The sequence below is a fragment of the Lysobacter sp. HA35 genome (assembly GCF_054061195.1).
On record NZ_JBSSDY010000001.1, the window covers coordinates 2,700,593 to 2,724,348 of the forward strand.

Genomic DNA, 23,756 nt, shown 5'->3' on the forward strand with positions numbered 1-23,756 from the left:
GCGACGCTCAGGCCGCCTGCTCGTCGCCTTCCAGGCTTGCGAGCAGGAACAGGCGCGCCTTCTGCCAGTCGCGGCGGATCGAGCGCTCCGAGCGGTCCTGCAGCGCGGCGATTTCGAGTTCCGACAGGCCGCCGAAGTAACGCAGCTCGACCACCTGCGCCAAGCGCGGGTCAACCGCGGCCAGCTTGTCGAGCGCGCCGTCGAGCGCGAGCAGGTCTTCGTCGAGGCGGATCGCGCCTTCGCCGTCTTCCGGAATGGAAGTGACGCGCTCGAGACCGCCGCCGCGCTTCTGCGCCAGGCGCTGGCGCACGTGGTCGACCACGACGCTACGCATCGCGGTGGCGGCGTAGGCGAAGAAGTGCGCACGGTCGCCGAACTGCGCGCCGTGGCTGCCGATGAGCTTGAGGTAGGCCTCGTGGACCAGCGCGGTCGCGTCGAGTGTCTGCTCCTGCTGGCCGGCGAGCTGGCGACGCGCCATGGCGTGCAGCTCGTCGTAGAGGGTGCCGAGCACGCGATCGAGCGCCTCGCGGTTGCCATCGCGCGCGGCGTCCAGCCAGTTCGTGATGTCCGCTGCGTCGGTCATCGGCGCGTCCTCCAGCCCGGACTATACGCCGGCCGATGGGGCCGACTGTGGGCCGGAAGGCATGGGAGGCGGGTCTTGTTGGACCGGCGGTCAGCGTTGGCAGGCCGGACACCAGACGCTTGCACGTTGTCCGATCGACGCCTGCTTCAGCGCGCGCCCGCAGGTCGGGCAGGGTTCGCCGCCGCGGCCGTACACCGCGAGCTCCTGCTCGAAGTAGCCCGGCGCGCCGTCGGGGCTGATGAAATCGCGCAGCGTGGTGCCGCCGCGGCCGATCGCGTAGGTCAGGATCGCCTTCACCGCATCGGCGAGACGCGCATAGCGTTCGCGTGAGACTTTGCCCGCCTCGCGCAGCGGCGAGATGCCTGCGCGGAACAGCGCCTCCGCCGCGTAGATGTTGCCGACGCCGACCACCACGGCCTGGTCCATCAGGAACGTTTTGACCGGCGCGCTGCGGCCGCGCGAACACGCGAACAGATAGTCGCCGTCGAACGCGTCCGACAGCGGCTCGGGGCCCAGACTCGCAAGCAACTCATGTGTTTCGCCGACCGGCTGCCACAGCAGGCAGCCGAAGCGTCGCGGGTCGTTGAAGCGCAGCACGCGATCGGAATCGAGCGTCATGTCGACGTGGTCGTGCGTGCGCAGCGGCGTGTCGGCGGGCAGCACGCGCAATGAACCCGACATGCCCAGGTGCAGCAACGCGCTGCCCGCCGCAGTGTCGAGCAGCAGGTATTTCGCGCGACGACGCACCGCATCCACGCGCTGACCCGGCAGCAGGTCCGACACCTCCGGCGGAATCGGCCAGCGCAGGTCCGGCCGACGCAGCGTCACGCCGGTGATGCGACGACCTTCGACGTGCGGCGCAAGGCCGCGTCGCGTGGTCTCGACTTCGGGCAGTTCGGGCATGCGGGCGGCCGACGGTGGATGCGTGCAACGTGGCGGCGCCGTGCGCATTCCGCAAGGCCGCGGCCGCTTTCACGTGAAGGTGCGCGGCCGTATGCGTGAACCGCCGACATCGACCCACTTTCCGGTGGGCCGGGGTACACGGCGCGATGGCATCATTCGAACGTCGCCCGAGCGACACGGCCCTGCGGCCGCTTCCCCCTGGAGTGTTCGATGTCCTCTTCTATCAGCGATTTCCTGGTCGGCGGCGCACTGCAGCTGGGCTGGGGATCGATGCTGGTGTACCTGCTGGTCGCCACGCAGATCACCATCTTCACGGTCACCCTCTACCTGCATCGTTCGCAGGCGCACCGCGCGGTGGACTTCCACCCGGTGCTCGCGCATTTCTTCCGCTTCTGGTGCTGGCTCACCACGTCGATGATCACCAAGGAGTGGGCGGCGATCCATCGCAAGCACCACGCCAAGTGCGAGACCGAAGAGGACCCGCACAGCCCGCAGATCAAGGGCATCAAGACCGTGTTCTGGCGCGGCGTCGAGCTGTATCGCGAAGCGCGTGCGCAGCGCGAGGACATCGAGAAGTACGGCAAGGGCTGCCCGGACGACTGGATCGAACGCAAGCTCTATACGCCGTTCGCCACGATGGGCCCGACCATCCTGCTGTTCCTGAGCTTTGCGCTGTTCGGCTTCAAGGGCGTTGCCGTGTGGGCGATCCAGATGGCGTGGATTCCGTTCTGGGCGGCCGGCGTCGTCAATGGCCTCGGCCACTGGTGGGGCTACCGCAACTTCGAGACCACCGACACCGCAACCAACCTCACCCCGTGGGCGGTGTGGATCGGCGGCGAGGAGCTGCACAACAACCATCACGCGTTCCCGTCGAGCGCGAAGTTCTCGCTGCGCAAGTGGGAGTTCGACATCGGCTGGGTGACGCTGCGCGGCCTGCAGGCGATCGGCCTCGCGAAGGTGTTGCGCGTCGCGCCGTCGCTGGACGTGCGCCCGAACGTCGCCATGCCCGACGGTGAAACGCTGAAGGCGCTGCTGGCGATCCGTTTCCAGGCGATGACCGACTACTACCGCGGCGTCACCCTTCCCGCGCTGCGCGAGGAAGCGGCGGCCGCCGGCGCGAAGGCGCGCAGCATGCTCCCGCGTCCGCTGCGAAAGGGCCTCGCCGACGGCGGCCGCTGGCTGGACGACGAGAAGAAGGCGCGCCTGCAGGCGTTTCTCGCCGAGCGTCCGAAGCTCGCGACCGTCGCTGAATACCGCGCGCGTCTTGCCGCGGTGCTCGACGACCGCTCGCATGACGCCAAGGCCACGCTCGCCCGCCTGCACGCCTGGTGCCAGGAAGCCGAGGCCAGCGGCATCGCGTCGCTGCAGCAGTTCTCGGCGCGCATGAAGGGTTATGCGCTCGCGTCCGCGCACTGACATGCGCATCGGCATTCGCCACCTCGGGGCCGCGCTGATCTGCGCGGCCTCGTCGTTTGCAGGCTTCGCGACCGCCGCCGGGCCCGTGTCGACCAGCGGTGACTACCTCTCGCGAATGGACACCGACAGCGACCGCCGCGTATCGGTCGCCGAATTCCAGTCGTGGATGGGCTATGCGTTCGAACGCATGGACGTCGACCACGACGGCATCGTCTCGCCGGCCGAGCTGCCGGGCGGGCGCGGCAAGGCGATCTCGCTGGCCGAGCATCGCAATGCGCTCGCCGCGACGTTCGCCAAGCAGGACCGCAACCACGACGGCTTCCTCGACGCGCGCGAGCTCGCGGCACCGCCGCAGCGTTGATGGCGCGTACTGCGCCGCCGCCGATCGATGGCGTCGGGCCCAGTCGGGTGCAGTTGCGGCCCGGTGATGGCGCGACGGTGCTCGATGCGCTGGTCGCGCGGTTTCCTTCGATCGATCGCGCGACGTGGTTGTCGCGGTTTGCGCGTGGGCGTGTGCTGGATTCGTCGGGTTGCACGCTTGATGCGTCGTGCGAGCTGTCGGTCGGTGGCGACGTCTATTACTACCGCGAAGTAGCGGACGAGCCCGTGTGTGCGGGTGTCGAAACGCTGCTGCATGTCGCTGACGACATCGCGGTGGTCGACAAGCCGCATGGGCTCGCGGTGATGCCAGCGGGACGGTTCGCGAGCGATACGTTGCTGGCGCGCGTGGTGCGCCGGCTGGGTGTCGCCGATGTCGTGCCACTCCATCGGATCGATCGCGATACGGCGGGACTGGTGATGTTTTCGCTGCGTGCTTCGACGCGGGATGCGTATTCGGCGTTGTTTCGCGAGCGGCGGATTCGTAAGCGCTACGAGGCGATCGCGCCTGCGTTGCCGTCGCTGGGGTTTCCGCTTGTGCGGGAGAGTCGGATCGAGCGGGGGGATCCGTTCTTTGCCATGCGCGAGGTGGAGGGTGTGCCGAACAGCCGCAGTCGTGTTGATGTGATCGAGCGTGGCGAGGTGATGTGGCGGTATGCGCTTGAGCCCGTGACGGGGCGGAAGCATCAGTTGCGGGTGCATATGGCGGCGCTGGGTGCGCCTATCTCAGGCGATGCGATCTATGGCGGAACCGTGGGTGGCTCCTGTGGCGGTAGCGACGCAACGCTGAAGCTACTTGCGCGGTCCATCGAGTTCGATGATCCGATCAGTAGCCAACCGCGGTGCTTCAAGAGCGGGCTTCGCCTCTAATCGGCGTCCCGTCGCGCCGCTGTTCGGGGAGGGATTGAAGAGCAACTGCGTTTCGTGCGCTTGCGCGCCCGAGTTACTTTTCTTTGCTGGTGCAAAGAAACGTAACCAAAAGAAAGCACCTTCCCCGATCAGATCTACAGCGCGCGATCGTGTGACTTCGCCACGATCCGCACACTCGCCATCCTGGCTCGGGTGCGGACGGCGCACATCCATGTGCGCCGCCCTTCGGGTCCCACGGTTAGGGTCGCCGGGCGCAGTCGTTTTTGCGCTCGCTCGCTTGCGCGTCGCGATGCGTTGCGGTCGTGGTGCCGGCCCGTCGTAGCTAGGACCGCGATGCCGCCCGAATTCTCACTCGGCCTCGCGAAGCGGCTCGGCCTGAGGCCGACTGCTGAGTGCGTGACATCGTCAGTTCGCTGCTCTCGGCAAGGAATGCGTTTAAGCGACAGCTCGCGGCGTCGCGCCGAGGCGCTGAGCGCTGAGGCCATCCGAACTGGTTCCTCAAACACGCGCTTTGCCCTTTCACCTCAACAGCCGCCCAAATCGTGAAGACCCCGAAGAGGCGGCGCGCAGGACGCGCGCCGTCGCCACCCGAGGCAGGATGCCGAGTGTAGCGATCGCAATATCGCGGCCGATCGCCGGCTGTAGATCCGTCGAGAAAGGTGCTTTCTTTTGGTTACCTTTTCTTTGCACCAGCAAAGAAAAGTTACTCGGGCGCGCCAGCGCACGAAACGCCTTCTATTTTCAGCCGCACAACGCGCAGCATGCCGCGCCTTATTTGGGCGGCGCCCCAAACAAAACCTTTCGCTCCTCATCCGTCATCGGTTTCGCGTACGACGCCTGCGCATCCGCATAAACCCGCTGCGTCGCCTCACGCTCTCCGACCCGCGCAAACCACCGCTTCAAATTCGGCGTGTCATCAACGTTCTGCTTGTGCGCCTCATGCGGAACGATCCACGGATAGATCGCCACGTCGGCGATCGTGTATTCGTTGCCAGCGACGAAATCTCGATCCATCAACCGCTTGTCGAGCACGCCATAAAGCCGCGCCGTCTCGCGCGTGTAGCGCTCGATCGCATACGGCACCTTCTCCGGCGCATACACATTGAAGTGTCCGTTCTGCCCCGCCATCGGCCCGAGGCCGCCCATCTGCCAGAACAGCCATTGCAGCGTTTCGGCGCGGCCACGCAGGTCGGCGGGAATGAAGCGGCCGGTCTTTTCGGCGAGGTACAGCAGGATCGCGCCGGACTCGAACAGCGACAGCGGGCCGCCACCGTCGGCCGGTGCGTGGTCGACGATCGCGGGGATGCGGTTGTTCGGTGCGATCGCGAGGAACTCGGGTTTGAACTGTTCGCCGGCGCGGATGTCGACCGGCAGGATGCGGTGTTCGACGCCCGCTTCCTCGAGGAACAGGCGGATCTTGTAACCGTTGGGCGTGGCCCAGTAATGCAGGTCGATCATGTCCGGCTCCGTGCAGGGGAAGCGGCGATGCTAGGCCGCGTGCGCGATGTCGATGTCGTCGTCGTGCGCACGCAGCGTTGCACGCGCCGATTGACCCAGCGGCGACGAGCCGCGCGCTAGCGTCGGGGCCTTCATCGGAGCGACGGCCATGGACCGACACACCGACCGCAGCACGCCCGCCACGCGCACATCGCAGTACGCGCCTCAACGACGCCCGCCCGCGCCCGGCCTGCCGACGCGCCTGCGCGAAGCGATCGAACCGCTGCCTGATATCGACGATCCCGCGTTCGCCGAAGCGTTCGACCGCTACGCCGACTGCCGCGTCGTGCTGCTGGGCGAGGCGAGCCACGGCACGTCGGAGTTCTATCGCGCGCGTGCCGCGATCACGCGACGGCTGGTCGAGCGCCATGGCTTTCGCATCGTCGCCGTCGAAGCGGACTGGCCGGACGCCGCCGTCATCGATCGCCATGTGCGCCATCGCACGCCCAACGAGGATGCCGCGCCGCCCTTCACCCGCTTTCCGACGTGGATGTGGCGCAACGCCGAGATCGCGGCGCTGTTTCGCTGGATGCGTCACTTCAACGAGACGCGCGACGCACGCGATCGTGCCGGCTTCTACGGCCTCGATCTATACAGTCTCAATGCGTCGATGCGAGCCGTGATCGACTATCTCGACGACGTCGATCCCGATACTGCCGCCGTCGCGCGCAAGCGCTACGCCTGCCTAACGCCGTGGGCGAAGGAACCCGCGCACTACGGGCTCGCCGCGCTGACGCACGAACACGCGAAGTGCGAGGGCGCGGTGCTCGACATGCTGCAGGAGATGCTTGAAAAGCGACTGGAGTTCGCCCGACAGGACGGTGCCGACGCATTCGAGGCCGAACAGAACGCACGTCTTGTCGCAAACGCCGAGAACTACTACCGCGCGATGTACCGCGGCGCGGCCGAATCCTGGAACGTGCGCGATGCGCACATGGCGGAAACGTTGATGCAGGTGCTGCGCGCACGCGGCGAGACCTCCCGCGCGGTCGTGTGGGCGCACAACTCGCATATCGGCGATGCACGCTTCACCGAGATGGGCCGCGAGCGTGGCGAGCTCAACCTCGGCCAGTTGTGTCGCGAACAGTTCGGCCAGGATGCGGCGCTGATCGGCTTTGGTACCAGCACCGGAACCGTCGCCGCGGCCAGTGACTGGGATTCGCCGATGCGCGTCATGCACGTCAAGCCAGCGATGGCGGGCAGCGTCGAAAAGCAGTTCGTCGATGCCGGCGAACCGCGTGGCGTCCTGCATCTGCGCGATGTCGACAAGTCGCTGCGAACCGAACTCGACAGCGAGCGCCTCGAGCGCTTCATCGGCGTGATCTACCGGCCGGAAACCGAACGTTGGAGCCACTACGCGGAAGTGTCGCTGGCGCGGCAGTTCGACGCCTACGTCTGGTTCGAGAAAACGCGCGCGGTCGACGCACTCGACGGCCCGCACGCGTCCGGCGTGCCCGACACGTATCCGTTCGGCGTATGACGACGCACGCACCGCGGCGCCGCGCCGCATGAGCGCCGATCCCGCCGTCATCGGTGCTGTGCCGGCGCACTGGTTGTGGATGCTGCTGGGCGCAGTGATCTACCCGCTATGGCTGGCCGCCGGCGTCGCCGACGTGCTGGTGCACTGGCGCGACCGCATCGAGCGCCGCACCGGTGTGCGCGAATCGCTGATGCACGTGGCGATGTGCATCCAGATGGGCATCCCGGTGCTGATGCTGCTGTTCCTCGAGTTCACCGCGCCGGTGTTCCTCGTCGCGACGGCCGCGGTAGTGGTGCATGGCTGGACGTCATGGCGTGACTCGCGATTCGCCGACAGCGTGCGCCACATCGGCCCGCTCGAGCAGAAGATCCACGTGGCGCTCGATGCGGTGCCGTGGATCGGCCTCGCACTCGTCGCGCTGCTGCATGCGCCGACGTTGCGCGGTCTGGTGATGCCGGGTGCAGCGGCCGACTGGAGCTGGCGATCGCGCGATCCGCCGTTGTCGCCTGGCTTGCTCGCGGTAATGCTCGCGAGCTCCGTGCTGCTCGGCCTGCTGCCGTCGCTGCTCGAACTGCTGCGCGCGTATCGGCGCTCACGCGCGCTGTAACGGGCTACGTCGCTGCGGCACACTGCGCAAGTCTTCCGAGGAGCCGCCCATGTCGTCCGAGACGATCCCCGTGCCGCGCGAGTTCGCCGCCAGCGCCCGCATCGACGCGAATGCCGCGCAACGCATGCGCGACGAAGTCGAGCGCGATCCGGACGCCTACTGGGGCCACATGTCGCAGCGTCTCGACTGGTTTCGTGCACCTACGCGCATCCGCGACGTCAGCTTCGACCACGACGACTTCCGCATCCGCTGGTACGACGACGGCGAGCTCAACGCGAGCGTCAACTGTCTCGACCGCCACCTCGCCACGCGCGGCGACCGCACCGCGCTGATCTTCGAGGCCGACGATCCATCGCAGGCGCCGCAGCACGTCAGCTATCGCGAGCTGCATGCACGCGTCTGCCGGCTCGGCAACGCGCTGCGCAAACTCGGCGTACGCAAGGGCGACGTCGTGACCATCTACATGCCGATGACGATCGACGCCATCGTCGCGATGCTCGCCTGCGCGCGCATCGGCGCGATCCACTCGGTGGTGTTCGGCGGCTTCGCGCCGCACTCGATTGCCGACCGCATCGCCGACTGCGCGAGCAAGCTCGTCATCACCGCCGACGAAGGCCTGCGCGGCGGCAAGCGCGTTCCGCTGAAAGCGAACGTCGATGCCGCGCTGAAGATGCAGGGCACCAACTCGGTGGAGACGGTGCTGGTGGTGCGCCACACGGGCGCGGCCATCGACATGCAGATGCCGCGCGATCGCTGGATGCATGCGGTGGTCGAAGGCCAGCCGGACACCTGCGAACCCGAACGCATGAACGCGGAAGATCCGCTGTTCATCCTCTACACCTCGGGCAGCACCGGCAAACCCAAGGGCGTGCTGCACACCACGGGCGGCTACCTCGTGTGGGCAAGCTGGACGCATGAAGCCGTGTTCGACCTGCGCGACGACGACGTCTACTGGTGCACCGCCGACGTCGGCTGGATCACCGGGCACAGCTACATCGTCTATGGCCCGCTCGCCAACGGCGCGACTGCGGTGGTGTTCGAAGGCGTGCCGAACTATCCGACCACGTCGCGATTCTGGGAGGTCATCGACCGCCACAAGGTCACGATCTTCTACACCGCGCCGACCGCGATCCGGGCACTGATGCGCGAAGGCGAAGCGCCGGTGAAGCGGACGTCGCGCGCGTCGTTGCGTCTGCTCGGCAGCGTCGGCGAACCGATCAATCCCGAAGCCTGGCGCTGGTATCACGACGTGGTCGGCGACGCGCGTTGTCCGGTCGTCGATACGTGGTGGCAGACGGAAACCGGCGGAATTCTCATCTCACCACTGCCCGGTGCGACCGCATTGAAGCCCGGCTCGGCGACGCAGCCGTTGCCGGGCATCCGTCCCGCGCTTGTCGATGCGAACGGCGCGATGCTCGACGGCGCGGCCGAAGGCAATCTCGTGCTGCTGGATTCCTGGCCCGGCCAGATGCGCAGCGTGTACGGCGACCACGCGCGTTTCATCGAGACCTACTTCAACGCGTATCCGGGCATGTACTTCACCGGCGACGGTTGCCGTCGCGATGAAGACGGCTACTACTGGATCACCGGTCGCGTCGACGATGTCATCAACGTCAGCGGCCATCGCATCGGCACCGCGGAAGTCGAAAGCGCACTGGTCGCGCATCACGATGTCGCGGAAGCCGCGGTCGTCGGCTATCCGCATGACCTCAAGGGCCAGGGCATCTATGCCTACGTGACGTTGAAGGCCGGCATCGAGCCGACCGACGCATTGCGCGCCGAGCTTGTAAAAAGCGTGCGCACCGGGATCGGCCCGATCGCTACGCCCGACCGCATCCAGTGGGCGCCTGGCCTGCCGAAAACGCGCTCGGGCAAGATCATGCGACGCATCCTGCGCAAGATCGCCGAAGGTGCGCCGGAGCAACTCGGCGATACGTCGACGCTCGCTGATCCGGCCGTCGTCGAGCAACTGGTCGATGGCGCGAAAGAACTGAAGTAGCGCCGCGCGTTCGACGTCGCGCACGAACACGCACGCTACGTCGCCAGGCACTCGCTGAAATACGCGATGGCCGCGGTCACCTTAGGCGGCGGTGTGCGTGCATACGGATGGATCGCATGCACGTCGATGCTGGAACGCACTTCGTCGGCCAGCACGCGCACCAGTGCACCGCTTTGCACGTGCGCATCGGCGAGGTAATCGGCGAGCAGCGCGATGCCGCCGCCCGCGAGCGCGACCTGCAACTGGCCCAGCGTGCTGTCCACCGCGATGCCGCGCCCGATCGGGAGCTCCAGCCCCGGCACCGACCACGTTCGCGCGTGCTCGTCGTAGCGCAGGCAGTCGTGCGTCATCAGGTCGGCGGTGGACGTGGGAATGCCGCGGCGCGCGAAGTAATCGGGTGACGCGACCACGGAACCGCGGATCGCGCCCAAGCGCCTCGCGACGAGCCCCGAGTCGGGCAGTCGACCGATGCGGATCGCGATGTCGTAGCGATCGCCGACCAAGTCCGCGACGGTGTCGTCCAGCCGCAATGCGACCTGCAGATCAGGATGGCGTTCAACGAGTCCAGTCAGCACCGGCGCCACGCGCGCGACGCCGAAGCTGATCGTTGCGGTGATGCGCAGCAGCCCGCGCGGAATGTCACGCAGGCGGCCGAGGTGCTGCTCGGCGGCGTCGGCCTGCTGCACCACGCTGCGGCAATACGCGAGCAGCGCGTCGCCGGCCTCGGTCGCGGCGACCCGGCGCGTCGTGCGGTTGAGCAGTCGCGTGCCGAGATGGCGCTCGAGCCGCCCGACCGCCTTGCTCACAGCGCCTTTGGTCAGCCCGAGCCGGCCACCCGCGGCGGTGAACCCGCCGGCGTCGAGCACCGCGGCGAATACGGCCATGTCGGCGAGGCGTTCGGTCAAACGCAGGTCGCTATTGGTGTGCATGTGGAAACAAAGAAGCCACGAGCCGACGGATTATCAACCGCAGGAACCCGCGCAACACTGGCCGCCCATCCGAGGAGGTACCGCCATGAGCCGTCCCACGTTCCTCAAGACCCTTGCCACCCTGCTCGCCGGCGCCCACACCGCCGGCCCGGTTTCGGCCGCCGGCTGGCCCGATGCCGAACGTCGCCGCGTGCCGCGGAAGACCGCCGTCCGCGCCGAAGCCGCCCGTCCCGCCCTGCGCCCGGCCGCCTGCCCGTGAGCGTCCGCGTCCTGCGCGGTGCCGAAGTCATGGCGTCCCGGCCTTGGGGCGCCGTGCCCGCCGCCGACTTCGGCGACTCGCCGCCCGCATCCACTGGACCGACGCCGCCTACCCCTGGCACGTCAACGACGGCGCCGAGCTGTTCGTCGTCCTCGACGGCGAGGTGCTGATGCAATGGCGCGCCCACGACGGCGCCCCGCTCGAGGAAGCCGAACTGCACGCCGGCGACGTCTGGTCCGCCCGCGACGGCGTGGTGCATCGCGCCATTCCGTGCGGTGAGGCGCGGGTGCTGGTGGTGGAGGCGCGGGAGGGGGAGACTTTGGTGGACTCCGCCTGAGGCGCGTGCCGTTAGCATGCGGAAGATGGCTTCCGACCTGGATACCGCGCGCTACCGACTGCGTTTGACGGCCCCGTCGGACCGCCAGCACTACATCGACCTCTATCGCGATCCCGAGGTCATGCGGCACATCGGCGACGTGCAGGGCGAGGCGCGCCTGCAGGCGGCCTTCGACCTGGTCTGTCGCCACAATCGTGCGCGGCTTCCGGGGCATCGCTGTTGGACGGTCAGCGATCGTCTCAGCCACGCCTTCGTTGGCATTACGGCCTTGCGCCGGGACGGCGAACGCGCGGAACTCGGAATCATGCTTCGCCCCGATGCATGGAATCGGGGCGTCGCCAAGGAAGTGTTCGACCCACTGCTCGAGTACGCCTTCGCCGCGATGCAGCTCGCAGTGGTCGACGCCGAACGCCGCGACGACGGGCATGCCGGACTGATCGACCGCCTGCTGTATACATTTGGCTTTTCCGACGTCCCCGCGACGGCGGCCGGGCTCCGACGTTGGGCGTTGCGCTCCGAGCGTTGGCGCGCCTCCACAGATAGCCGGCGATTGGCGTAGAGGGCTGGCCGGGTTAGGGTGGCTGGGTCGTTTGAGGGAGCGACCAATGTCCACCGCCGCGCGACCAGGCAGCCTGGTCTGCGTCGGGCTCGGGATGATGCTGGGGGCACATCTCGGACCACGCGCACGAAGTCATATCGAGCAGGCCGACGTCGTCTTCGTCGCGGCCTCGGATGCGCTTGTCGAATTGTGGCTGCAGGAGATGCGACCCGATGTGCGCAGCCTTCAGCCGTTCTATGCGGAAGGTAAGCCCAGGCATCTCACATACCGCGAAATGACCGAGGCGATGCTCACCGAGGTCCGCGCCGGGCGACGGGTCTGCGGCGCGTTCTATGGCCACCCGGGCGTGTTCGCGAAAGTACCGCACGATGCAATCACGCAAGCGCGAGCCGAAGGCTTCGACGCGTCCATGGAGCCGGGCATCTCCGCCGCCGACTGTCTTTACTCGGATCTCGGTATCGATCCCGGTAGCGTCGGGTGCCAGCATTTCGAAGCCAGCCAGTTGCTGTTCTACCGGCGCACCGTTGATCCGTCCGCGTATCTGGTGCTCTGGCAGGTCGGGCTGGTCGGAGATCGCAGTCATCGCCGCTTCGGCACGTCACCGGCGCACCGCCAGCTGCTGGTGGATCGCCTGCTGGCTTGGTATCCGTCGGATCACGAGGTGCTCATCTACGAGGCATCCACTTCCCCGCTTGCGCCGGCGCGATGCGAGCGCCTTGCCCTGGACGAGCTGCCGAGGGCCGATCTGTATATGCATTCCACGCTCGTCGTCCCCCCTGCTCGTTCGATGGAGCCCGACGGCGACATGCTCGCCCGCATTGCGGCATTGGACGCAGACGAGCGGTCAGCTCCTGCCGCGCGCAAACGCAAAGATGTTCCCACCGCTACCCAGAAAAGAGGCCAGCTCCATGTCTGAAGCCATCAGGTTCCTAGAAACGCTTGCGTGTAACCCGCGTGCCGACGTGGCCGATTTCGAGGCGCTGCGCGCGTTGCCGATCGCGGTGCGCCGTGCCGTGCTGCAACGGGATACTTCGCGCTTGACCGCCTTGCTTGGCGGCCGGATGACGATGGCTTGCGCAATCATGCTGCCCGACAACGAAGAACCGGCCGATGCGCCCTACGAGCCGCAGGATCAGCCGGACGAACCTGACCTGCCGGCTGACGGCATTTCCATGGCGGCCTAAGCGGTTATCCTCGGGTGTCCGGATCGGTCCGGACATCCGAGCGGTATCGCCGGCATGTGTCACTCATGAAAGCTCTCAGGCTCTGTCTCGCATCGCTCATCGCGATCGCTGCCGTCGTGCCTCGCATGGCGCCTGCGACCGACGCGGAGGAGCTGTTGCGCCGCGCGGACGAGGTCCGTAGCTCGGACCCAGCGACCTTCAACCGCCTGCTCGGTCAACTCGACAGGATGCGCCCTGACCTGACGGACACCGAGCGCCGTCGCTTTCAGCTGCTGGGGGCTTACAAGGCTTCGCTCGCAGGCGACTACGACGGCGCGATCAGGACCGCGTTGAGCCTCTACGAGAATTCGCCGGAAATTGAACTCAAGTTCCGCTCCGGGCTTCTTGTCGCAAACGTGGCGGCCGTCACTCGCGACTTCACGCTTGGTTTGCGCTACCTCGAACGTTCTTTGGCCCTCGAGTCTCGAATCGTCGAGCCACAGTTGCGGCAGCATGGTTACGGCGTTGCCGCCGCGCTGTACAACCAGTTCGGACAGTTCGAACTTGGCGAAAAGTACGCCGAGAAGATGCTTGACGAGCGCGCGACCGGTAGGAATCGGTGCGCCGCCAAGCAGTTCCGAATCGAAGCGTTGTTCGGGCTCGGCCGACTGACGGATTCCGACTCCGAAATTCAAGCAGCCATCGATGACTGCACGAGTCAGAAGGAAGCGATTTTCGCCAACCTCATCCGTCGCACGTTGGCTCAGCGCTGGGCTGCCGCAGGCAATGTGCGCGAAGCGGCGGCGCTCCTGCAAGCGAGCCTTCCCGAAGTGAAGGCAACTGGCTACACGCGCCTGATCGGCGAGATCCGTAGCCTGCTCGCCGAATACCGGTGGAAGCTTGGCGATTCCGCATCAGCCGAGTCCCATGCGCTCTACGTGACCTCCATTGAAGGCGAAGATCCGCGCTGGCTGCCGAGCGTGACAGCACATCACGTGTTGTACGAGCTTGCGCTCCGCCACGGAAACATCTCGAAAGCGTTGGATGAGTACCGCAAGTACGCCGAAGCCGACAAAGCTCGCCTCGATGACATCAAAGCGCGCGAATATGCGTTCCAGTTGAGCCGCCACGAACTCAATCAGAAGAACCAGTCGATCGCACTGCTGAAGAGCCAGAACCAGCTTCTGCTTTTGCAGCAGAAGGCGACACGCGCTTCCGCCTGGAATACCCGCCTTGCGATCGCGCTTCTGCTCGTACTCGTCGCCTCGGTAGGCTACTGGGGTTGGCGCGCGCGACGTACGCACGGCTCCTTGCGACATCTTGCCGACACCGATGGTTTGACGGGCCTGTCGAACCGCCGCCACTTCCGTTCGCGTTCCGAGGAAGCGCTCGCCGCCTGCGACCAGCGTCGTCGCCCGGCCTGCGTGCTGTTGTTCGATCTCGACCACTTCAAGCAGATCAACGATCAGTGCGGGCATTCGTCGGGCGACTGGGTGTTGCGTGAGGTCGCGCGGGTCGGGCGACTGCATTGCCGCGAGCAGGACCTGTTCGGGCGCATCGGTGGCGAGGAGTTCGCGATGACGCTGATCGACTGCGACGTCGAGGCGGCGATGCGCACGGCCGAGGCCTGCCGTCGCGCGATCGCGTCCATCGATTCGACCGCGGCCGGATGTGGCCTACCAGTCGCGGCCAGCATCGGCGTGGTCAGCACCTCGGTGTCAGGCTACGACTACGAGGCGCTGATCGCGCATGCCGACGCGGCGATGTACCGGTCGAAGGTCGGTGGTCGCAACCGGGTGACCCTGTACGAGCCGCCGGCCGTTCCGCAGCCAGGCGTGACGCCTATCGTCGACCGTCGCAATGCCGAGGCGATGCTCAAGCAGTACTGAGTCGGGCGTCCATACGGTTCGCGCCCCGCCTCGACACGGCCGCGACATTGCCGGCGTAGCGTGGATCGTCCGCCGACCCGCGAACCCCGCCATGGACGAGAACCGCCGCATCGCGGATTACCTGCGCTCGACCGCCGACCTGACCGAGTACTTCCGCACCTGCAAGCAGACCGGCGACATGACGCTGGTCGAGAGTGCGCTGCGTGACATGCCGGAGTGGGCGACCTTCCACGAGGTGAAGAGCGCGCTGGGCGCGGCCGGGCTTCGACTCGGTGTCGCGCCGCTGGGACCGGCGGACAAGGTGCTGCCCGAGTATTCGGAGCGCCGCAAAGGGCCTCGCAAGCACTGAGCACGCGCGACCGTCGCCCAACAAAAAACCCGCCTTTGGGCGGGTTTCTCGTGAAGTCCGATCGTGGAGCAGGCCGCCGTAGCGACCGTCGCATCACTTGATCTTGCCTTCCTTGTACGGCACGTGCTTGCGCACCACCGGGTCGAACTTCTTGATTTCCATCTTGCCGGGCGTGTTCTTCTTGTTCTTGTCGGTCGTGTAGAAATGACCGGTGCCGGCGGAGGAGATCAGGCGGATCTTGTCGCGCTTGGAAGCCATCGTCGTCTACTCCTCAGATCTTTTCGCCGCGGGCGCGAAGATCGGCGAGTACGGCGTCGATGCCGTTCTTGTCGATGGTGCGCAGGGCGTTGGCGGAAATACGCAGCTTGATCCAGCGATTCTCCGAAGCGACCCAGAAGCGGCGCTCGTGGAGATTCGGCATGAAGCGGCGCTTGGTCTTGTTGTTGGCGTGGGAGACGTTGTTCCCCGACACCGTACGCTTGCCGGTGACCTGGCATACCTTGGACATACGCACCTCGAAAGGTATTGGGCTTCCCTTGGCCAGGGAGGCGGCGGCCCCGACGCGCCGGACATCCGGGCATCGCGCGATACGGGCGGGACCCGCTGGGCGGGCGATTCGCAGGTGCCGGAAAACGCGCTTTCCGGTGGACGTCCGGGTTCCGGCGAGGCCGGCGGACGCAGCGAGCCGCGCATTATGGCCGCCGAGCCCTTTGCGGGCAAGCACTTAGGCGTGAATCGATCACGGAACGTGGCGATTGCGGTCACGTCCGGGGCGGCGCTCGATGCCCGGTCGATGCCTCGTGCCTTCGCCGGCCAGCGAGGCCCAATCGCTCCTCATCCGCCAAGCAGACGACTACGCTGGCCCAACCCGTCGAGGACCCCGCCATGGACGCCGAAATCACCCGCCGCGCCAGCTGTAGCTGCGGCCAACTCGTACTGACCTGCCGTGGCGAGCCACTGCCGCGCGTGTCGATCTGTCACTGCTATGCCTGCCAGCGCCGCACCGGCGCGCCGTTCGGCTGGCAGGTGCGATTTCCGCATGACGCGGTTACCGCGAGCGGTGAAGCGACGCGCTACCGGCATGCCGGCGACAGCGGGCGCTTCGCGGACTTCCGCTTCTGCCCGCGCTGCGGCAGCACGGTGTGGTGGACGATGGAGCGCGATCCCGACCTCGTCGTGGTGGCCGCCGGCGCGTTCGCCGACCAGACGCTTCCGCCGCCGATCGTCGAGGTCTACACCGGACGCCAGCACGCATGGACCGTGATGCCGGCGCTGGCCGACATCGAACACTTCGCCTAGCTCAGCGAGGACGATCGCCAACACGCGATCGCTCAGTGCGACGCCCGATCCCGGTTCCAGCCGCGATGGCGGATGTCCAGCCACAGGCTGTAGGTCGCGGTGAACGCCGGGAACAGGTTCTGGATGACGCCGACCGAATCCTGCTTCTGCGAGAACAGGAAGTAGCTCAGCGTCATCAGGCTGCCGATCACGCTCATGTACCAGAACACGCGCGGGATCACCGGCTTGCCGGCGCGCTTGCTGGCGACGAACTGCACCAGCCAGCGCCCGCCGAACATCGCTGCGCCGACCAGGCCGATCACCTTCCACGGCGAGGCGTGCAGGCCGGTCCAGGCCAGCCACGGGATCGGGCTGTTCATGACGTCAGCGACCACGTCAGATCTCCTCGACGCCGGTGACGCGCGAACGCTTGATCAGCCATGACACGCCGCGCAGGTCGCTGATGCCGACCAGCGCGCGATTGAGGTTGTTGTACTTCGACACGCCGCTCGCGCGGTGGCGATGGTTGACCGGCACGCTCACCGTCTGCCAGCCCGCGCGCTGCATCAGCGCGGGCAGGTAGCGATGCATGTGGTCGAAGTAGGGCAGGTCGAGAAAGGCGTCGCGCTCGAACAGCTTGATGCCGCAGCCGGTGTCGGGCGTGGAGTCGCGCAGCATGCGCGAGCGGATCGCATTGGCCGCCTTCGATGCCCAGCGCTTGCTGCCCGTGTCCTGGCGGTTGACGCGCCAGCCGGCGAACAGCTTCACGTTCGATGGCGAGGCATCGCGCTTTTCGAGCAGCTTGGGAATGTCGGCCGGATCGTTCTGGCCGTCGCCGTCGAGCGTCGCGATCCATGCACCGCGCGCGGCGCGCACGCCGTTGCGCGTCGCCGTGCTCTGCCCGCTGTTCCTGATATGCCGCACCACGCGCAGTTCCGGCGCTTCGGCCTTCAGCGCCTGCAACGCGGCGACGGTGCCGTCCTTCGAGCAGTCGTCGACATAGACGATCTCGAACTCGGTGACGCCACGCAGCGCGGCAACGATCTCGCGCACCAGTGACGCGACGTTGCCTTCCTCGTTGAAGACCGGCACGACGACGGACAGCGGCAGGGATGCGGTCATGGAACTCTCGATGGAAGCGGGACGGCCGCGTCGGCGGGGCGGAAGGTGGCCGTCCGTTGGAGCGGCATTGTCGCCGATCGTTCAATGCGCGCCGCGGACGCAGCGTTCCGACGATCGGCGGCGCGACGCGAACGGCGTCGCGCGATGCGCAGGCTCAGTCGGCGCGACGCGCGCGCAGGCGCTCGAGCACGCCTTCCAGCGACTCGAGATCGCTGTAGTGGATGACCAGCCGGCCCTTGTTGCCGCGGCCGTTGAGCACCGACACCTTGGTACCCAGCGTTTCCGCCAGCTCGCGCTCCAGCGACACGATGTCCGCCGCCGGCTTGGCCTTGGCCGCGCGCGGTTTGGCCGAACCGCCCGGCACCTGTCCGGCCATCAGCTGCTGCACGCGATGCTCGACCTCGCGCACCGACCAGCCGGCTTCGGCGGCCTGGCGCGCGAGCGCGACCGCGGCCTGCGGCGCGAGCGGAAGCAGTGCGCGCGCATGGCCCATCTCGATCGCGCGCGTCTCGACCAGCACACGGATTTCCGGCGGCAGCTCGAGCAGGCGAAGCAGGTTCGACACCGCCGCACGCGAACGGCCGACCGCTTCCGCGGCCTGCGCGTGCGTGAGGTCGAATTCGTCGATCAGGCGCTGCAGCGCCTGCGCTTCTTCCAGCGGATTGAGGTCTTCGCGCTGGATGTTCTCGATCAGCGCCATCGCGACGACGGTGCGGTCGTCGACCTCGCGCACCACCACCGGAATCTCGGCGAGGCCGGCGATCTTCGATGCACGCCAGCGACGTTCGCCAGCGATGATTTCGAACGTCTTGCCGCCGTGGTCGCGGATCTCGCGCACCACGATCGGCTGGATCACGCCCTGCGCGCGGATCGACTCGGCGAGTTCGTTGAGCTTGGCTTCGTCCCAGTGCCGGCGCGGCTGGTACTTGCCCGCGACCAGCGCATCGACCGGCAACTGCCGGAGCGCGTCACCCGGCTGCGCTTCGACGATCTGCGGCGCTTCCGCGGCGGCCTTCGGGCCGAGCAGCGCTTCCAGTCCGCGACCGAGGCCGCGCTTCTTCGCCGAGCTCATGCCGCGGCCTCCTTCAACGCCTTCTTAGCCGCAAGGTCGCGCTCACGCGCACGGCGCACCACCTCGCCCGCAAGGCCGAGATACGCGATGCCACCGCGACTCGCGCGGTCATAGCCGACGATCGACTGGCCGTGGCTCGGCGCTTCCGCCAGGCGCACGTTGCGCGGCACGATGGTGCGGAACACCTTGTCGCCGAAATGATTGATGAGTTCGGCCGACACCGCGTTCGCGAGGTTGTTGCGCACGTCGAACATGGTGCGCAGCACGCCTTCGATCTCGAGGTTCGGATTGAGCCGCTGGCGGATCGCTTCGATCGTGTCGACCAGCGCGCTGATGCCTTCCAGCGCGTAGTACTCGCACTGCATCGGCACGATCACCGAATCCGCCGCGGTCAGCGCATTGAGCGTGAGCAGCGACAACGCCGGCGGGCAGTCGATCAGGATGAAGTCGTAGTCGGCGCGCAGTGGTTCGAGCACGCGCTTGAGTTGCTGCTCGCGCTCGCCGCGATCCATCAGCTGGATCTCGGCTGCGGTGAGGTCGATGTTGCCGGGCAGCAGGTCGAAGTCTTCCGCGGTGCGCAGGATCGCGCCCTTCGCATCGGATTCGCCGAGCAGTACTTCGGTGATCGACGCTTCGATCTCGCGCTTGTTGACGCCCGAACCCATCGTCGCGTTGCCCTGCGGATCGAGGTCGACGAGCAGCACGCGCTGCGGCGCACGGGCGAGGCCGGCGGCCAGGTTGACGGCCGTCGTCGTCTTGCCGACGCCGCCCTTCTGGTTGGCGATCGCGATGATGCGGGCCATGCGGCTCGTTCCCCTGCTGGGCTGGAAAGACACGGAGTCGGCGGATCGACGCGGCTTGCGCAACGCCGGGTCGGGGCCAATCCGGAACCGCATAGTATGCCCGTGAAGGTCGCTGCCGACGGGCTCCGGATCGCCGTCCTGCGCCGCCCGTCATACTGTTCCGATGTCCGCCGACCTGCCCTCCGACCTTCGTCCGATGCTCGAGTCCGGGCTGGACGCGCTCGGCCTCGATCGCGCCCACGCCACGCCGCTGCTGGCCTACCTCGCGTTGTTGCTGCGCTGGAACGCGACCTACAACCTCACCGCGATTCGCGACCCCCGCGAGATGGTGACCAAGCACCTGCTCGACTCGCTGGCGATGCATCGGTTCGTCGATCCGCTGGTCGCCTCGGGTGGCGCGCTGGCCGACCTCGGCACCGGCGCCGGCCTGCCAGGCATCCCGCTGGCGATCGTGAAGCCGGGTTTGAAGGTCACGCTGGTCGAGAGCGCGGGTAAGAAGGCGCGCTTCATGCGGCAGGCGATCCGCGAGCTTGGGTTGACGGATGCCCGCGTCGCCGAGGCCCGCATCGAGGCGGTGAACGAACCCGGTGCTTATGCGGCGATCACTGCGCGGGCGCTGGCAACGATCCCGCTGATCCTGGAGCTCGGTCGTGACCTTCTCGCACCGGATGGCGTGCTGCTGGCCATGAAGGGCGTCCACCCGACGGACGAGCTGGCGCAGCTGCCGGCGGGTTGGGTGCTCAAGGCGAGCGCGCCACTGCGCGTGCCGGGGCTGGATGCGGAGCGGCATCTGGTGGTTGTCGGGCGCAGCTAAACGGAAATTAGGCCGGCCGGATCTCCGAAGATCGCGGTGCTAAATGCGGTGATTGCACCGCAACCGGCATCGATCAGGCGGATTTGTCGACTGTCTTGCTCGCCAGCAAAGGCCGCCAGGCGAGCGTCCCGACAAGGCCGGGCATCTCTAACGGCTCGATCGACCAGCTCGAGACTGAGCCTAGTTCGGGGTCTGCGACGACCAGCCGCGGCGCGCGTTCAAGCCCTTCGAACCGCAGCCGATCGAGACCGAACGCCAGCCCGCGCCCCTGTGCCTTGAGCACCGCCTCTTTCGCGCACCACAGCCGCAGAAAGGCCGCCTCACGGTCCCGGTCGGCTAATGCCTCCAGCGCCCTAGCCTCGTCCGCATGGAAATACCGCCGCGCCAGTTCCAGCGCGCGCGGACGCGGTTTCGGCGTCTCGATATCGATGCCGACCCGCACGCCCTCGCCGAGCGCTACCGCCAGCGTCGTGCCGCTATGGCTCCAGTTGCAGTCCAGGCCGGCCAGCCGCAGCAGCGGCCGACCGTGCTCCCCGCGATCGAAGCCGATGGCGTCTTCCGCCATGCCGAGCTCGTCGCCCAACCAGCCGCGCACCAGCACCTCGGCCGGCACGCCGGCGGGATGCGGCAGCGCGACCACGCGGACCGGGCCGAAGCGGCGGACGTCGGACAAGCGGCTTCTCGGCTGACCGGGCGGGCCCCGCAGCGTAAAGTACGGCGGGGGAAGCGTCAGGTCGGGCACATGTCGGCGGTTATCGAAACGGGTACGGAGCAGGCGCGGCGCCTGCGGACGCTGGTCACCGGCGCGCCGTCGCGCATCGTCGCGTTCGATCGCGGCGTTCCGGTCAGCCGCGAGCGCCTGGAGCGCCATGTCCGCGCCGTTGCCGCCACGCTGCCCCCCGCCGCGTACGCGGTGAACCTCTGCGAAGACCGCTACCGCTTCATCGTCGTGCTCTGCGCCGCCGCGTTGCGCGGGCAGGTGACGCTGTTGCCCCCGTCGCGCGCGCCGGCCGTCGTCGACGCGGTGCGCGCCGACCATCCAGATTCCATCTGCATCGGCGACGGCGCGCTCGATCCCGCACCGCCCGGCTACTGGCGCCTGCCGGACGAACTCGACGAACTCGACGGCGCGCCGCTCGAGATCGATCCCGACGCGACGCTGCTGATCGGTTTCACCTCCGGCAGCACCGGGCAGCCGAAACCGAACCCCAAGACGCTTGCAAGCTTCGTCACCAGCACGGAGCAGAACCTCGCCGCGCTCGACGACCTGCTCGCAGCGGATGACGTCACGCCCGTCGTCGCCACCGTGCCGCCGCAACACATGTACGGCATGGAGACGTCAGTGATGTTGCCGCTGCTCGGCGAGATCGCGGTGCATGCCGACCGCCCGTTCTTCCCGCAGGACGTCGCGCGCGCCGTCGCCGACTGCCCGCGCGCGCCGCTGCTGGTCACCACGCCGGTGCACCTGCGCGCACTCGTGCAGGCCTGCAACGACGATGCATCGTTCGCGATGCCGCCGATCGCCGCGATCGTTTCCGCCACCGCGCCGCTGCCGCAGGATCTTGCGCTCGCCGCGGAAACCGCGTTCGGCTGCGAAGTGCGCGAGATGTTCGGTTCGACCGAGACCTGCATCCTCGCGCGCCGCCGTACCGCGCGCGATGACGCATGGACGCTGCTGCCGGGTGTCACGCTCGCGCCACAACCCGACGGCACGCTTGTCGCTGCGCCGCACCTGGCAACGCCGGTCGCGCTTGCCGATCTCGTCGAACTGCTTGCCGACGGGCGGTTCCGCCTGTGCGGTCGCAATGCGGATCTCCTCGAGATCGCCGGCAAGCGCGCGTCGCTCGGCGACCTCACGCGCAAGCTGCTCGCAGTACCCGGCGTCGTCGACGGCATCGTCGTGCAACTCGATGCCGATGCGCATGGCGTATGTCGCATCGCCGCACTCGCAGTCGCGCCCACACTTGCGCCCGACGACATCCTGCGCGCACTGCGTCAGCAGATGGATGCGGTGTTCCTGCCGCGTCGTCTTCGTTGCATCGCGTCATTGCCGCGCAACGAAACCGGCAAGTTGCCGCGTGCGACGGTGCTCGCACTGCTGCACAGCTGAACATTGCTCTAAGTTTCACGCGACGCCCACGCCGACCGCAAAAAACAGCGGTTTAGCGCGAGAATTTAATACGCGGCCGTCACAGCCGCCTTCCCAGACTGGCGGCGCCCCCAATCGAAGGGGTGCTGAATTCACCCTCTGACTGGAAAGGAGATAAATCATGGGCTTCATCATTTGGCTGATCGTTGGCGGCATCATCGGTTGGGTCGCGAGCATGATCATGAAGACGGATGCCCAGCAGGGCGCGCTCCTGAACATCATCGTCGGCATCGTCGGTGCGTTCCTCGGCGGCTGGCTCGGCGGCATGCTGCTGGGCAATGCAGGCAGCATCAACAACGGCGACTTCTCGCTGTCGGGTCTGCTGATGTCGCTGCTGGGCGCGGTCGTCCTGCTCGCCATCGTCAACCTGTTCCGTCGTGGCCGCGTGCGCTAATACGCACAACGCTTCGAAATGAAAAAAGGCCCGGATTTTCCGGGCCTTTTTTCGTATGCGTGAGTTGCTTACGCGCGCGCCGCGAGTTCCACCCACGCCGGCGCGTGATCGCTCGGCCGTTCCCATTTGCGCGGTTCCTTGTCGATGCCGGCGGCGACGCATTCGCCACGCAATGCATCCGACACCAATGTCAGGTCAATGCGCAGGCCGAGGTTGCGTCGGAATGCGAACTGGCGGTAGTCCCACCAACTGAAACTGCGATCGTCGGGATTCAACGCGCGGAATGCATCGTGCAGCCCGAGTGCATGCAGTCGATCCAGTGCATCGCGTTCCGCGCGCGACGTCAGGATGTGTTCCTCGTTCCACTGCGTCGGATCGTGCACGTCGCGTTCGTCAGGCGCGATGTTGAAGTCGCCGAGCAATACCAGTCGCGGATGACGTTGCAGTTCGTCCTGCAGCCACGCATGTAGCGCATCGAGCCAGCGCAACTTGTACGCGTACTTGTCGCTGCCGACCGACTGCCCGTTGACGACATACACGTCGATGATGCGCACGTCGTTCACCGTCGCGGCGAGCACGCGCTTCTGCTCGTCCTCGAAACCGGGAATGCCGGCTTGCACGTCGCTGATGACGCCGCCGCCCGGCGCGTCCATGCGCGCGAGGATCGCGACGCCGTTGTAGGTCTTCTGCCCGGAGAACACGCTGCGGTAGCCGAACGTGGCGATGTCGGTGTCGGGGAAGCGCATGTCCTCGAGCTTGGTCTCCTGCAGCGCGACCACGTCGGGTCGCGCATCGGCGAGCCACTGCCCCAGGTGCGGCAGGCGCACGTTCAGTGAATTGACGTTCCAGCTGGCGATCTTCATGACGCGAGTCTATCCGCAGCCGCCACGCAGGCTGGCATCATCG

General features: G+C 67.1%; 29 protein-coding genes. 17 read left to right on the top strand and 12 right to left on the bottom strand.

The features are described 5' to 3' along the window. Positions 1-7: 7 nt before the first annotated feature. Together ACVWZN_RS13070 and mutM are read right to left on the bottom strand one after the other, a co-directional pair. On the bottom strand, positions 8-583 hold the full coding sequence (locus tag ACVWZN_RS13070) for an ECF-type sigma factor (protein WP_027083575.1): 576 nt from the start codon (positions 581-583) through the stop codon (positions 8-10). Positions 584-673: 90 nt separating this feature from the next. Then, positions 674-1,486 carry a bifunctional DNA-formamidopyrimidine glycosylase/DNA-(apurinic or apyrimidinic site) lyase gene (mutM, locus tag ACVWZN_RS13075; RefSeq protein ID WP_456954199.1) on the bottom strand — a complete coding sequence of 271 codons (813 nt, stop codon included), beginning with the start codon at positions 1,484-1,486 and terminating at the stop codon, positions 674-676. Positions 1,487-1,696: 210 nt separating this feature from the next. Between mutM and ACVWZN_RS13080 the strand changes: the two genes are divergently transcribed. The 3 genes from ACVWZN_RS13080 to ACVWZN_RS13090 all read left to right on the top strand — a co-directional run bounded on the left by ACVWZN_RS13080 (position 1,697) and on the right by ACVWZN_RS13090 (position 4,150). Further along, positions 1,697-2,902 (top strand): DesA family fatty acid desaturase, encoded by a 1,206-nt coding sequence (locus tag ACVWZN_RS13080; RefSeq protein WP_456954200.1) that lies wholly within the window; start codon positions 1,697-1,699, stop codon positions 2,900-2,902. Position 2,903: 1 nt separating this feature from the next. Further along, on the top strand, positions 2,904-3,263 hold the full coding sequence (locus ACVWZN_RS13085; protein WP_456954201.1) for a hypothetical protein: 360 nt from the start codon (positions 2,904-2,906) through the stop codon (positions 3,261-3,263). Between the two features lie 77 nt (positions 3,264-3,340). Then, on the top strand, positions 3,341-4,150 hold the full coding sequence (locus tag ACVWZN_RS13090) for a pseudouridine synthase (RefSeq protein ID WP_456954202.1): 810 nt from the start codon (positions 3,341-3,343) through the stop codon (positions 4,148-4,150). A 771-nt stretch (positions 4,151-4,921) separates the two neighbouring features. Here the strand turns inward: ACVWZN_RS13090 and ACVWZN_RS13095 are convergent. Beyond that, positions 4,922-5,608 (bottom strand): glutathione binding-like protein, encoded by a 687-nt coding sequence (locus ACVWZN_RS13095; protein ID WP_456954203.1) that lies wholly within the window; start codon positions 5,606-5,608, stop codon positions 4,922-4,924. A 148-nt stretch (positions 5,609-5,756) separates the two neighbouring features. On the opposite strand from ACVWZN_RS13095, the gene ACVWZN_RS13100 reads away from it, so the two are divergent. The 3 genes from ACVWZN_RS13100 to acs are packed head-to-tail and all read left to right on the top strand — an operon-like array spanning position 5,757 to position 9,733. After that, positions 5,757-7,127 (top strand): erythromycin esterase family protein, encoded by a 1,371-nt coding sequence (locus tag ACVWZN_RS13100; RefSeq protein WP_456954204.1) that lies wholly within the window; start codon positions 5,757-5,759, stop codon positions 7,125-7,127. A 28-nt stretch (positions 7,128-7,155) separates the two neighbouring features. Continuing rightward, positions 7,156-7,734: a hypothetical protein gene (locus ACVWZN_RS13105; RefSeq protein ID WP_456954205.1), complete on the top strand. Its 579-nt coding sequence runs from the start codon at positions 7,156-7,158 to the stop codon at positions 7,732-7,734. 49 nt (positions 7,735-7,783) lie between these two features. Further along, the gene (acs, locus tag ACVWZN_RS13110; RefSeq protein ID WP_456954206.1) at positions 7,784-9,733 is read left to right on the top strand and encodes an acetate--CoA ligase; all 1,950 of its coding nucleotides are present in this window, start codon (positions 7,784-7,786) and stop codon (positions 9,731-9,733) included. A 35-nt stretch (positions 9,734-9,768) separates the two neighbouring features. Here acs and ACVWZN_RS13115 read toward each other — a convergent pair whose 3' ends face one another. After that, positions 9,769-10,662, bottom strand: coding sequence for a LysR family transcriptional regulator (locus ACVWZN_RS13115; RefSeq protein ID WP_456954207.1), 894 nt, complete (start codon positions 10,660-10,662; stop codon positions 9,769-9,771). Between the two features lie 85 nt (positions 10,663-10,747). On the opposite strand from ACVWZN_RS13115, the gene ACVWZN_RS13120 reads away from it, so the two are divergent. The 7 genes from ACVWZN_RS13120 (at position 10,748) to ACVWZN_RS13150 (ending at position 15,218) form a co-directional block, all read left to right on the top strand. Continuing rightward, on the top strand, positions 10,748-10,921 hold the full coding sequence (locus ACVWZN_RS13120) for a hypothetical protein (protein ID WP_456954208.1): 174 nt from the start codon (positions 10,748-10,750) through the stop codon (positions 10,919-10,921). 43 nt (positions 10,922-10,964) lie between these two features. Next, the gene (locus ACVWZN_RS13125; RefSeq protein WP_456954209.1) at positions 10,965-11,258 is read left to right on the top strand and encodes a cupin domain-containing protein; all 294 of its coding nucleotides are present in this window, start codon (positions 10,965-10,967) and stop codon (positions 11,256-11,258) included. Between the two features lie 25 nt (positions 11,259-11,283). Further along, positions 11,284-11,817, top strand: coding sequence for a GNAT family N-acetyltransferase (locus tag ACVWZN_RS13130; RefSeq protein ID WP_456954210.1), 534 nt, complete (start codon positions 11,284-11,286; stop codon positions 11,815-11,817). A 46-nt stretch (positions 11,818-11,863) separates the two neighbouring features. Then, positions 11,864-12,733, top strand: coding sequence for an SAM-dependent methyltransferase (locus ACVWZN_RS13135; protein ID WP_051234881.1), 870 nt, complete (start codon positions 11,864-11,866; stop codon positions 12,731-12,733). Continuing rightward, entirely contained in the window at positions 12,726-13,001 is a 276-nt protein-coding gene (locus tag ACVWZN_RS13140; protein WP_456954211.1) for a hypothetical protein, read from the top strand. The genes ACVWZN_RS13135 and ACVWZN_RS13140 overlap by 8 nt, the downstream gene beginning before the upstream one ends. A 125-nt stretch (positions 13,002-13,126) precedes the next feature. Continuing rightward, on the top strand, positions 13,127-14,869 hold the full coding sequence (locus tag ACVWZN_RS13145) for a tetratricopeptide repeat-containing diguanylate cyclase (RefSeq protein ID WP_456954212.1): 1,743 nt from the start codon (positions 13,127-13,129) through the stop codon (positions 14,867-14,869). Between the two features lie 91 nt (positions 14,870-14,960). Continuing rightward, entirely contained in the window at positions 14,961-15,218 is a 258-nt protein-coding gene (locus ACVWZN_RS13150) for a hypothetical protein (protein WP_456954213.1), read from the top strand. Positions 15,219-15,311: 93 nt separating this feature from the next. On the opposite strand, the gene rpmG is transcribed toward ACVWZN_RS13150, so the two are convergent. Both rpmG and rpmB read right to left on the bottom strand, forming a co-directional pair. Beyond that, entirely contained in the window at positions 15,312-15,476 is a 165-nt protein-coding gene (gene rpmG / locus ACVWZN_RS13155; protein WP_027082328.1) for a 50S ribosomal protein L33, read from the bottom strand. A gap of 13 nt (positions 15,477-15,489) precedes the next feature. Then, positions 15,490-15,726: a 50S ribosomal protein L28 gene (rpmB, locus tag ACVWZN_RS13160; protein WP_027082327.1), complete on the bottom strand. Its 237-nt coding sequence runs from the start codon at positions 15,724-15,726 to the stop codon at positions 15,490-15,492. Positions 15,727-16,103: 377 nt separating this feature from the next. Here rpmB and ACVWZN_RS13165 point away from each other — a divergent pair, with 377 nt between their 5' ends. Further along, positions 16,104-16,517, top strand: coding sequence for a GFA family protein (locus ACVWZN_RS13165; RefSeq protein WP_456954214.1), 414 nt, complete (start codon positions 16,104-16,106; stop codon positions 16,515-16,517). A gap of 32 nt (positions 16,518-16,549) precedes the next feature. Here the strand turns inward: ACVWZN_RS13165 and ACVWZN_RS13170 are convergent, their stop codons facing one another. From ACVWZN_RS13170 to ACVWZN_RS13185, 4 genes are all read right to left on the bottom strand, one after another. Continuing rightward, positions 16,550-16,876, bottom strand: a complete 327-nt coding sequence (locus ACVWZN_RS13170; protein ID WP_456954215.1) for a lipid-A-disaccharide synthase N-terminal domain-containing protein — start codon at positions 16,874-16,876, stop codon at positions 16,550-16,552. A gap of 16 nt (positions 16,877-16,892) precedes the next feature. Then, complete coding sequence (locus ACVWZN_RS13175) at positions 16,893-17,618, bottom strand: glycosyltransferase family 2 protein (RefSeq protein ID WP_456954216.1); 726 nt, start codon at positions 17,616-17,618, stop codon at positions 16,893-16,895. A gap of 154 nt (positions 17,619-17,772) precedes the next feature. Beyond that, positions 17,773-18,690: a ParB/RepB/Spo0J family partition protein gene (locus ACVWZN_RS13180; protein WP_456954217.1), complete on the bottom strand. Its 918-nt coding sequence runs from the start codon at positions 18,688-18,690 to the stop codon at positions 17,773-17,775. Continuing rightward, positions 18,687-19,493 carry a ParA family protein gene (locus ACVWZN_RS13185; RefSeq protein ID WP_456954218.1) on the bottom strand — a complete coding sequence of 269 codons (807 nt, stop codon included), beginning with the start codon at positions 19,491-19,493 and terminating at the stop codon, positions 18,687-18,689. The genes ACVWZN_RS13180 and ACVWZN_RS13185 overlap by 4 nt, the downstream gene beginning before the upstream one ends. A 163-nt stretch (positions 19,494-19,656) precedes the next feature. Here ACVWZN_RS13185 and rsmG point away from each other — a divergent pair, with 163 nt between their 5' ends. Further along, positions 19,657-20,307 (top strand): 16S rRNA (guanine(527)-N(7))-methyltransferase RsmG, encoded by a 651-nt coding sequence (gene rsmG / locus ACVWZN_RS13190; protein WP_456954219.1) that lies wholly within the window; start codon positions 19,657-19,659, stop codon positions 20,305-20,307. 73 nt (positions 20,308-20,380) lie between these two features. Here the strand turns inward: rsmG and ACVWZN_RS13195 are convergent, their stop codons facing one another. Further along, the gene (locus ACVWZN_RS13195; protein WP_456954220.1) at positions 20,381-20,980 is read right to left on the bottom strand and encodes a 4'-phosphopantetheinyl transferase family protein; all 600 of its coding nucleotides are present in this window, start codon (positions 20,978-20,980) and stop codon (positions 20,381-20,383) included. A gap of 69 nt (positions 20,981-21,049) precedes the next feature. On the opposite strand from ACVWZN_RS13195, the gene ACVWZN_RS13200 reads away from it, so the two are divergent. Both ACVWZN_RS13200 and ACVWZN_RS13205 read left to right on the top strand, forming a co-directional pair. After that, positions 21,050-22,417, top strand: coding sequence for an AMP-binding protein (locus ACVWZN_RS13200; RefSeq protein WP_456954221.1), 1,368 nt, complete (start codon positions 21,050-21,052; stop codon positions 22,415-22,417). Positions 22,418-22,577: 160 nt separating this feature from the next. After that, positions 22,578-22,850 carry a GlsB/YeaQ/YmgE family stress response membrane protein gene (locus tag ACVWZN_RS13205; protein ID WP_027082319.1) on the top strand — a complete coding sequence of 91 codons (273 nt, stop codon included), beginning with the start codon at positions 22,578-22,580 and terminating at the stop codon, positions 22,848-22,850. A 68-nt stretch (positions 22,851-22,918) separates the two neighbouring features. Here the strand turns inward: ACVWZN_RS13205 and xth are convergent, their stop codons facing one another. Then, a complete protein-coding gene (gene xth / locus ACVWZN_RS13210; protein ID WP_456954222.1) occupies positions 22,919-23,713 on the bottom strand; it encodes an exodeoxyribonuclease III in 795 nt (264 codons plus the stop codon). Positions 23,714-23,756 lie beyond the last annotated feature (43 nt).

Coding starts and splice junctions, on each gene's coding strand:
- ACVWZN_RS13070 (WP_027083575.1), bottom strand. CDS start 583: ATGACCGACGCAGCGGACATCACGAACTGGCTGGACGCCGCGCGCGAT.
- mutM (WP_456954199.1), bottom strand. CDS start 1,486: ATGCCCGAACTGCCCGAAGTCGAGACCACGCGACGCGGCCTTGCGCCG.
- ACVWZN_RS13080 (WP_456954200.1), top strand. CDS start 1,697: ATGTCCTCTTCTATCAGCGATTTCCTGGTCGGCGGCGCACTGCAGCTG.
- ACVWZN_RS13085 (WP_456954201.1), top strand. CDS start 2,904: ATGCGCATCGGCATTCGCCACCTCGGGGCCGCGCTGATCTGCGCGGCC.
- ACVWZN_RS13095 (WP_456954203.1), bottom strand. CDS start 5,608: ATGATCGACCTGCATTACTGGGCCACGCCCAACGGTTACAAGATCCGC.
- ACVWZN_RS13100 (WP_456954204.1), top strand. CDS start 5,757: ATGGACCGACACACCGACCGCAGCACGCCCGCCACGCGCACATCGCAG.
- ACVWZN_RS13105 (WP_456954205.1), top strand. CDS start 7,156: ATGAGCGCCGATCCCGCCGTCATCGGTGCTGTGCCGGCGCACTGGTTG.
- acs (WP_456954206.1), top strand. CDS start 7,784: ATGTCGTCCGAGACGATCCCCGTGCCGCGCGAGTTCGCCGCCAGCGCC.
- ACVWZN_RS13115 (WP_456954207.1), bottom strand. CDS start 10,662: ATGCACACCAATAGCGACCTGCGTTTGACCGAACGCCTCGCCGACATG.
- ACVWZN_RS13120 (WP_456954208.1), top strand. CDS start 10,748: ATGAGCCGTCCCACGTTCCTCAAGACCCTTGCCACCCTGCTCGCCGGC.
- ACVWZN_RS13130 (WP_456954210.1), top strand. CDS start 11,284: ATGGCTTCCGACCTGGATACCGCGCGCTACCGACTGCGTTTGACGGCC.
- ACVWZN_RS13135 (WP_051234881.1), top strand. CDS start 11,864: ATGTCCACCGCCGCGCGACCAGGCAGCCTGGTCTGCGTCGGGCTCGGG.
- ACVWZN_RS13140 (WP_456954211.1), top strand. CDS start 12,726: ATGTCTGAAGCCATCAGGTTCCTAGAAACGCTTGCGTGTAACCCGCGT.
- ACVWZN_RS13145 (WP_456954212.1), top strand. CDS start 13,127: ATGGCGCCTGCGACCGACGCGGAGGAGCTGTTGCGCCGCGCGGACGAG.
- ACVWZN_RS13150 (WP_456954213.1), top strand. CDS start 14,961: ATGGACGAGAACCGCCGCATCGCGGATTACCTGCGCTCGACCGCCGAC.
- rpmG (WP_027082328.1), bottom strand. CDS start 15,476: ATGGCTTCCAAGCGCGACAAGATCCGCCTGATCTCCTCCGCCGGCACC.
- rpmB (WP_027082327.1), bottom strand. CDS start 15,726: ATGTCCAAGGTATGCCAGGTCACCGGCAAGCGTACGGTGTCGGGGAAC.
- ACVWZN_RS13165 (WP_456954214.1), top strand. CDS start 16,104: ATGGACGCCGAAATCACCCGCCGCGCCAGCTGTAGCTGCGGCCAACTC.
- ACVWZN_RS13170 (WP_456954215.1), bottom strand. CDS start 16,876: ATGAACAGCCCGATCCCGTGGCTGGCCTGGACCGGCCTGCACGCCTCG.
- ACVWZN_RS13175 (WP_456954216.1), bottom strand. CDS start 17,618: ATGACCGCATCCCTGCCGCTGTCCGTCGTCGTGCCGGTCTTCAACGAG.
- ACVWZN_RS13180 (WP_456954217.1), bottom strand. CDS start 18,690: ATGAGCTCGGCGAAGAAGCGCGGCCTCGGTCGCGGACTGGAAGCGCTG.
- ACVWZN_RS13185 (WP_456954218.1), bottom strand. CDS start 19,493: ATGGCCCGCATCATCGCGATCGCCAACCAGAAGGGCGGCGTCGGCAAG.
- rsmG (WP_456954219.1), top strand. CDS start 19,657: ATGTCCGCCGACCTGCCCTCCGACCTTCGTCCGATGCTCGAGTCCGGG.
- ACVWZN_RS13200 (WP_456954221.1), top strand. CDS start 21,050: ATGTCGGCGGTTATCGAAACGGGTACGGAGCAGGCGCGGCGCCTGCGG.
- ACVWZN_RS13205 (WP_027082319.1), top strand. CDS start 22,578: ATGGGCTTCATCATTTGGCTGATCGTTGGCGGCATCATCGGTTGGGTC.
- xth (WP_456954222.1), bottom strand. CDS start 23,713: ATGAAGATCGCCAGCTGGAACGTCAATTCACTGAACGTGCGCCTGCCG.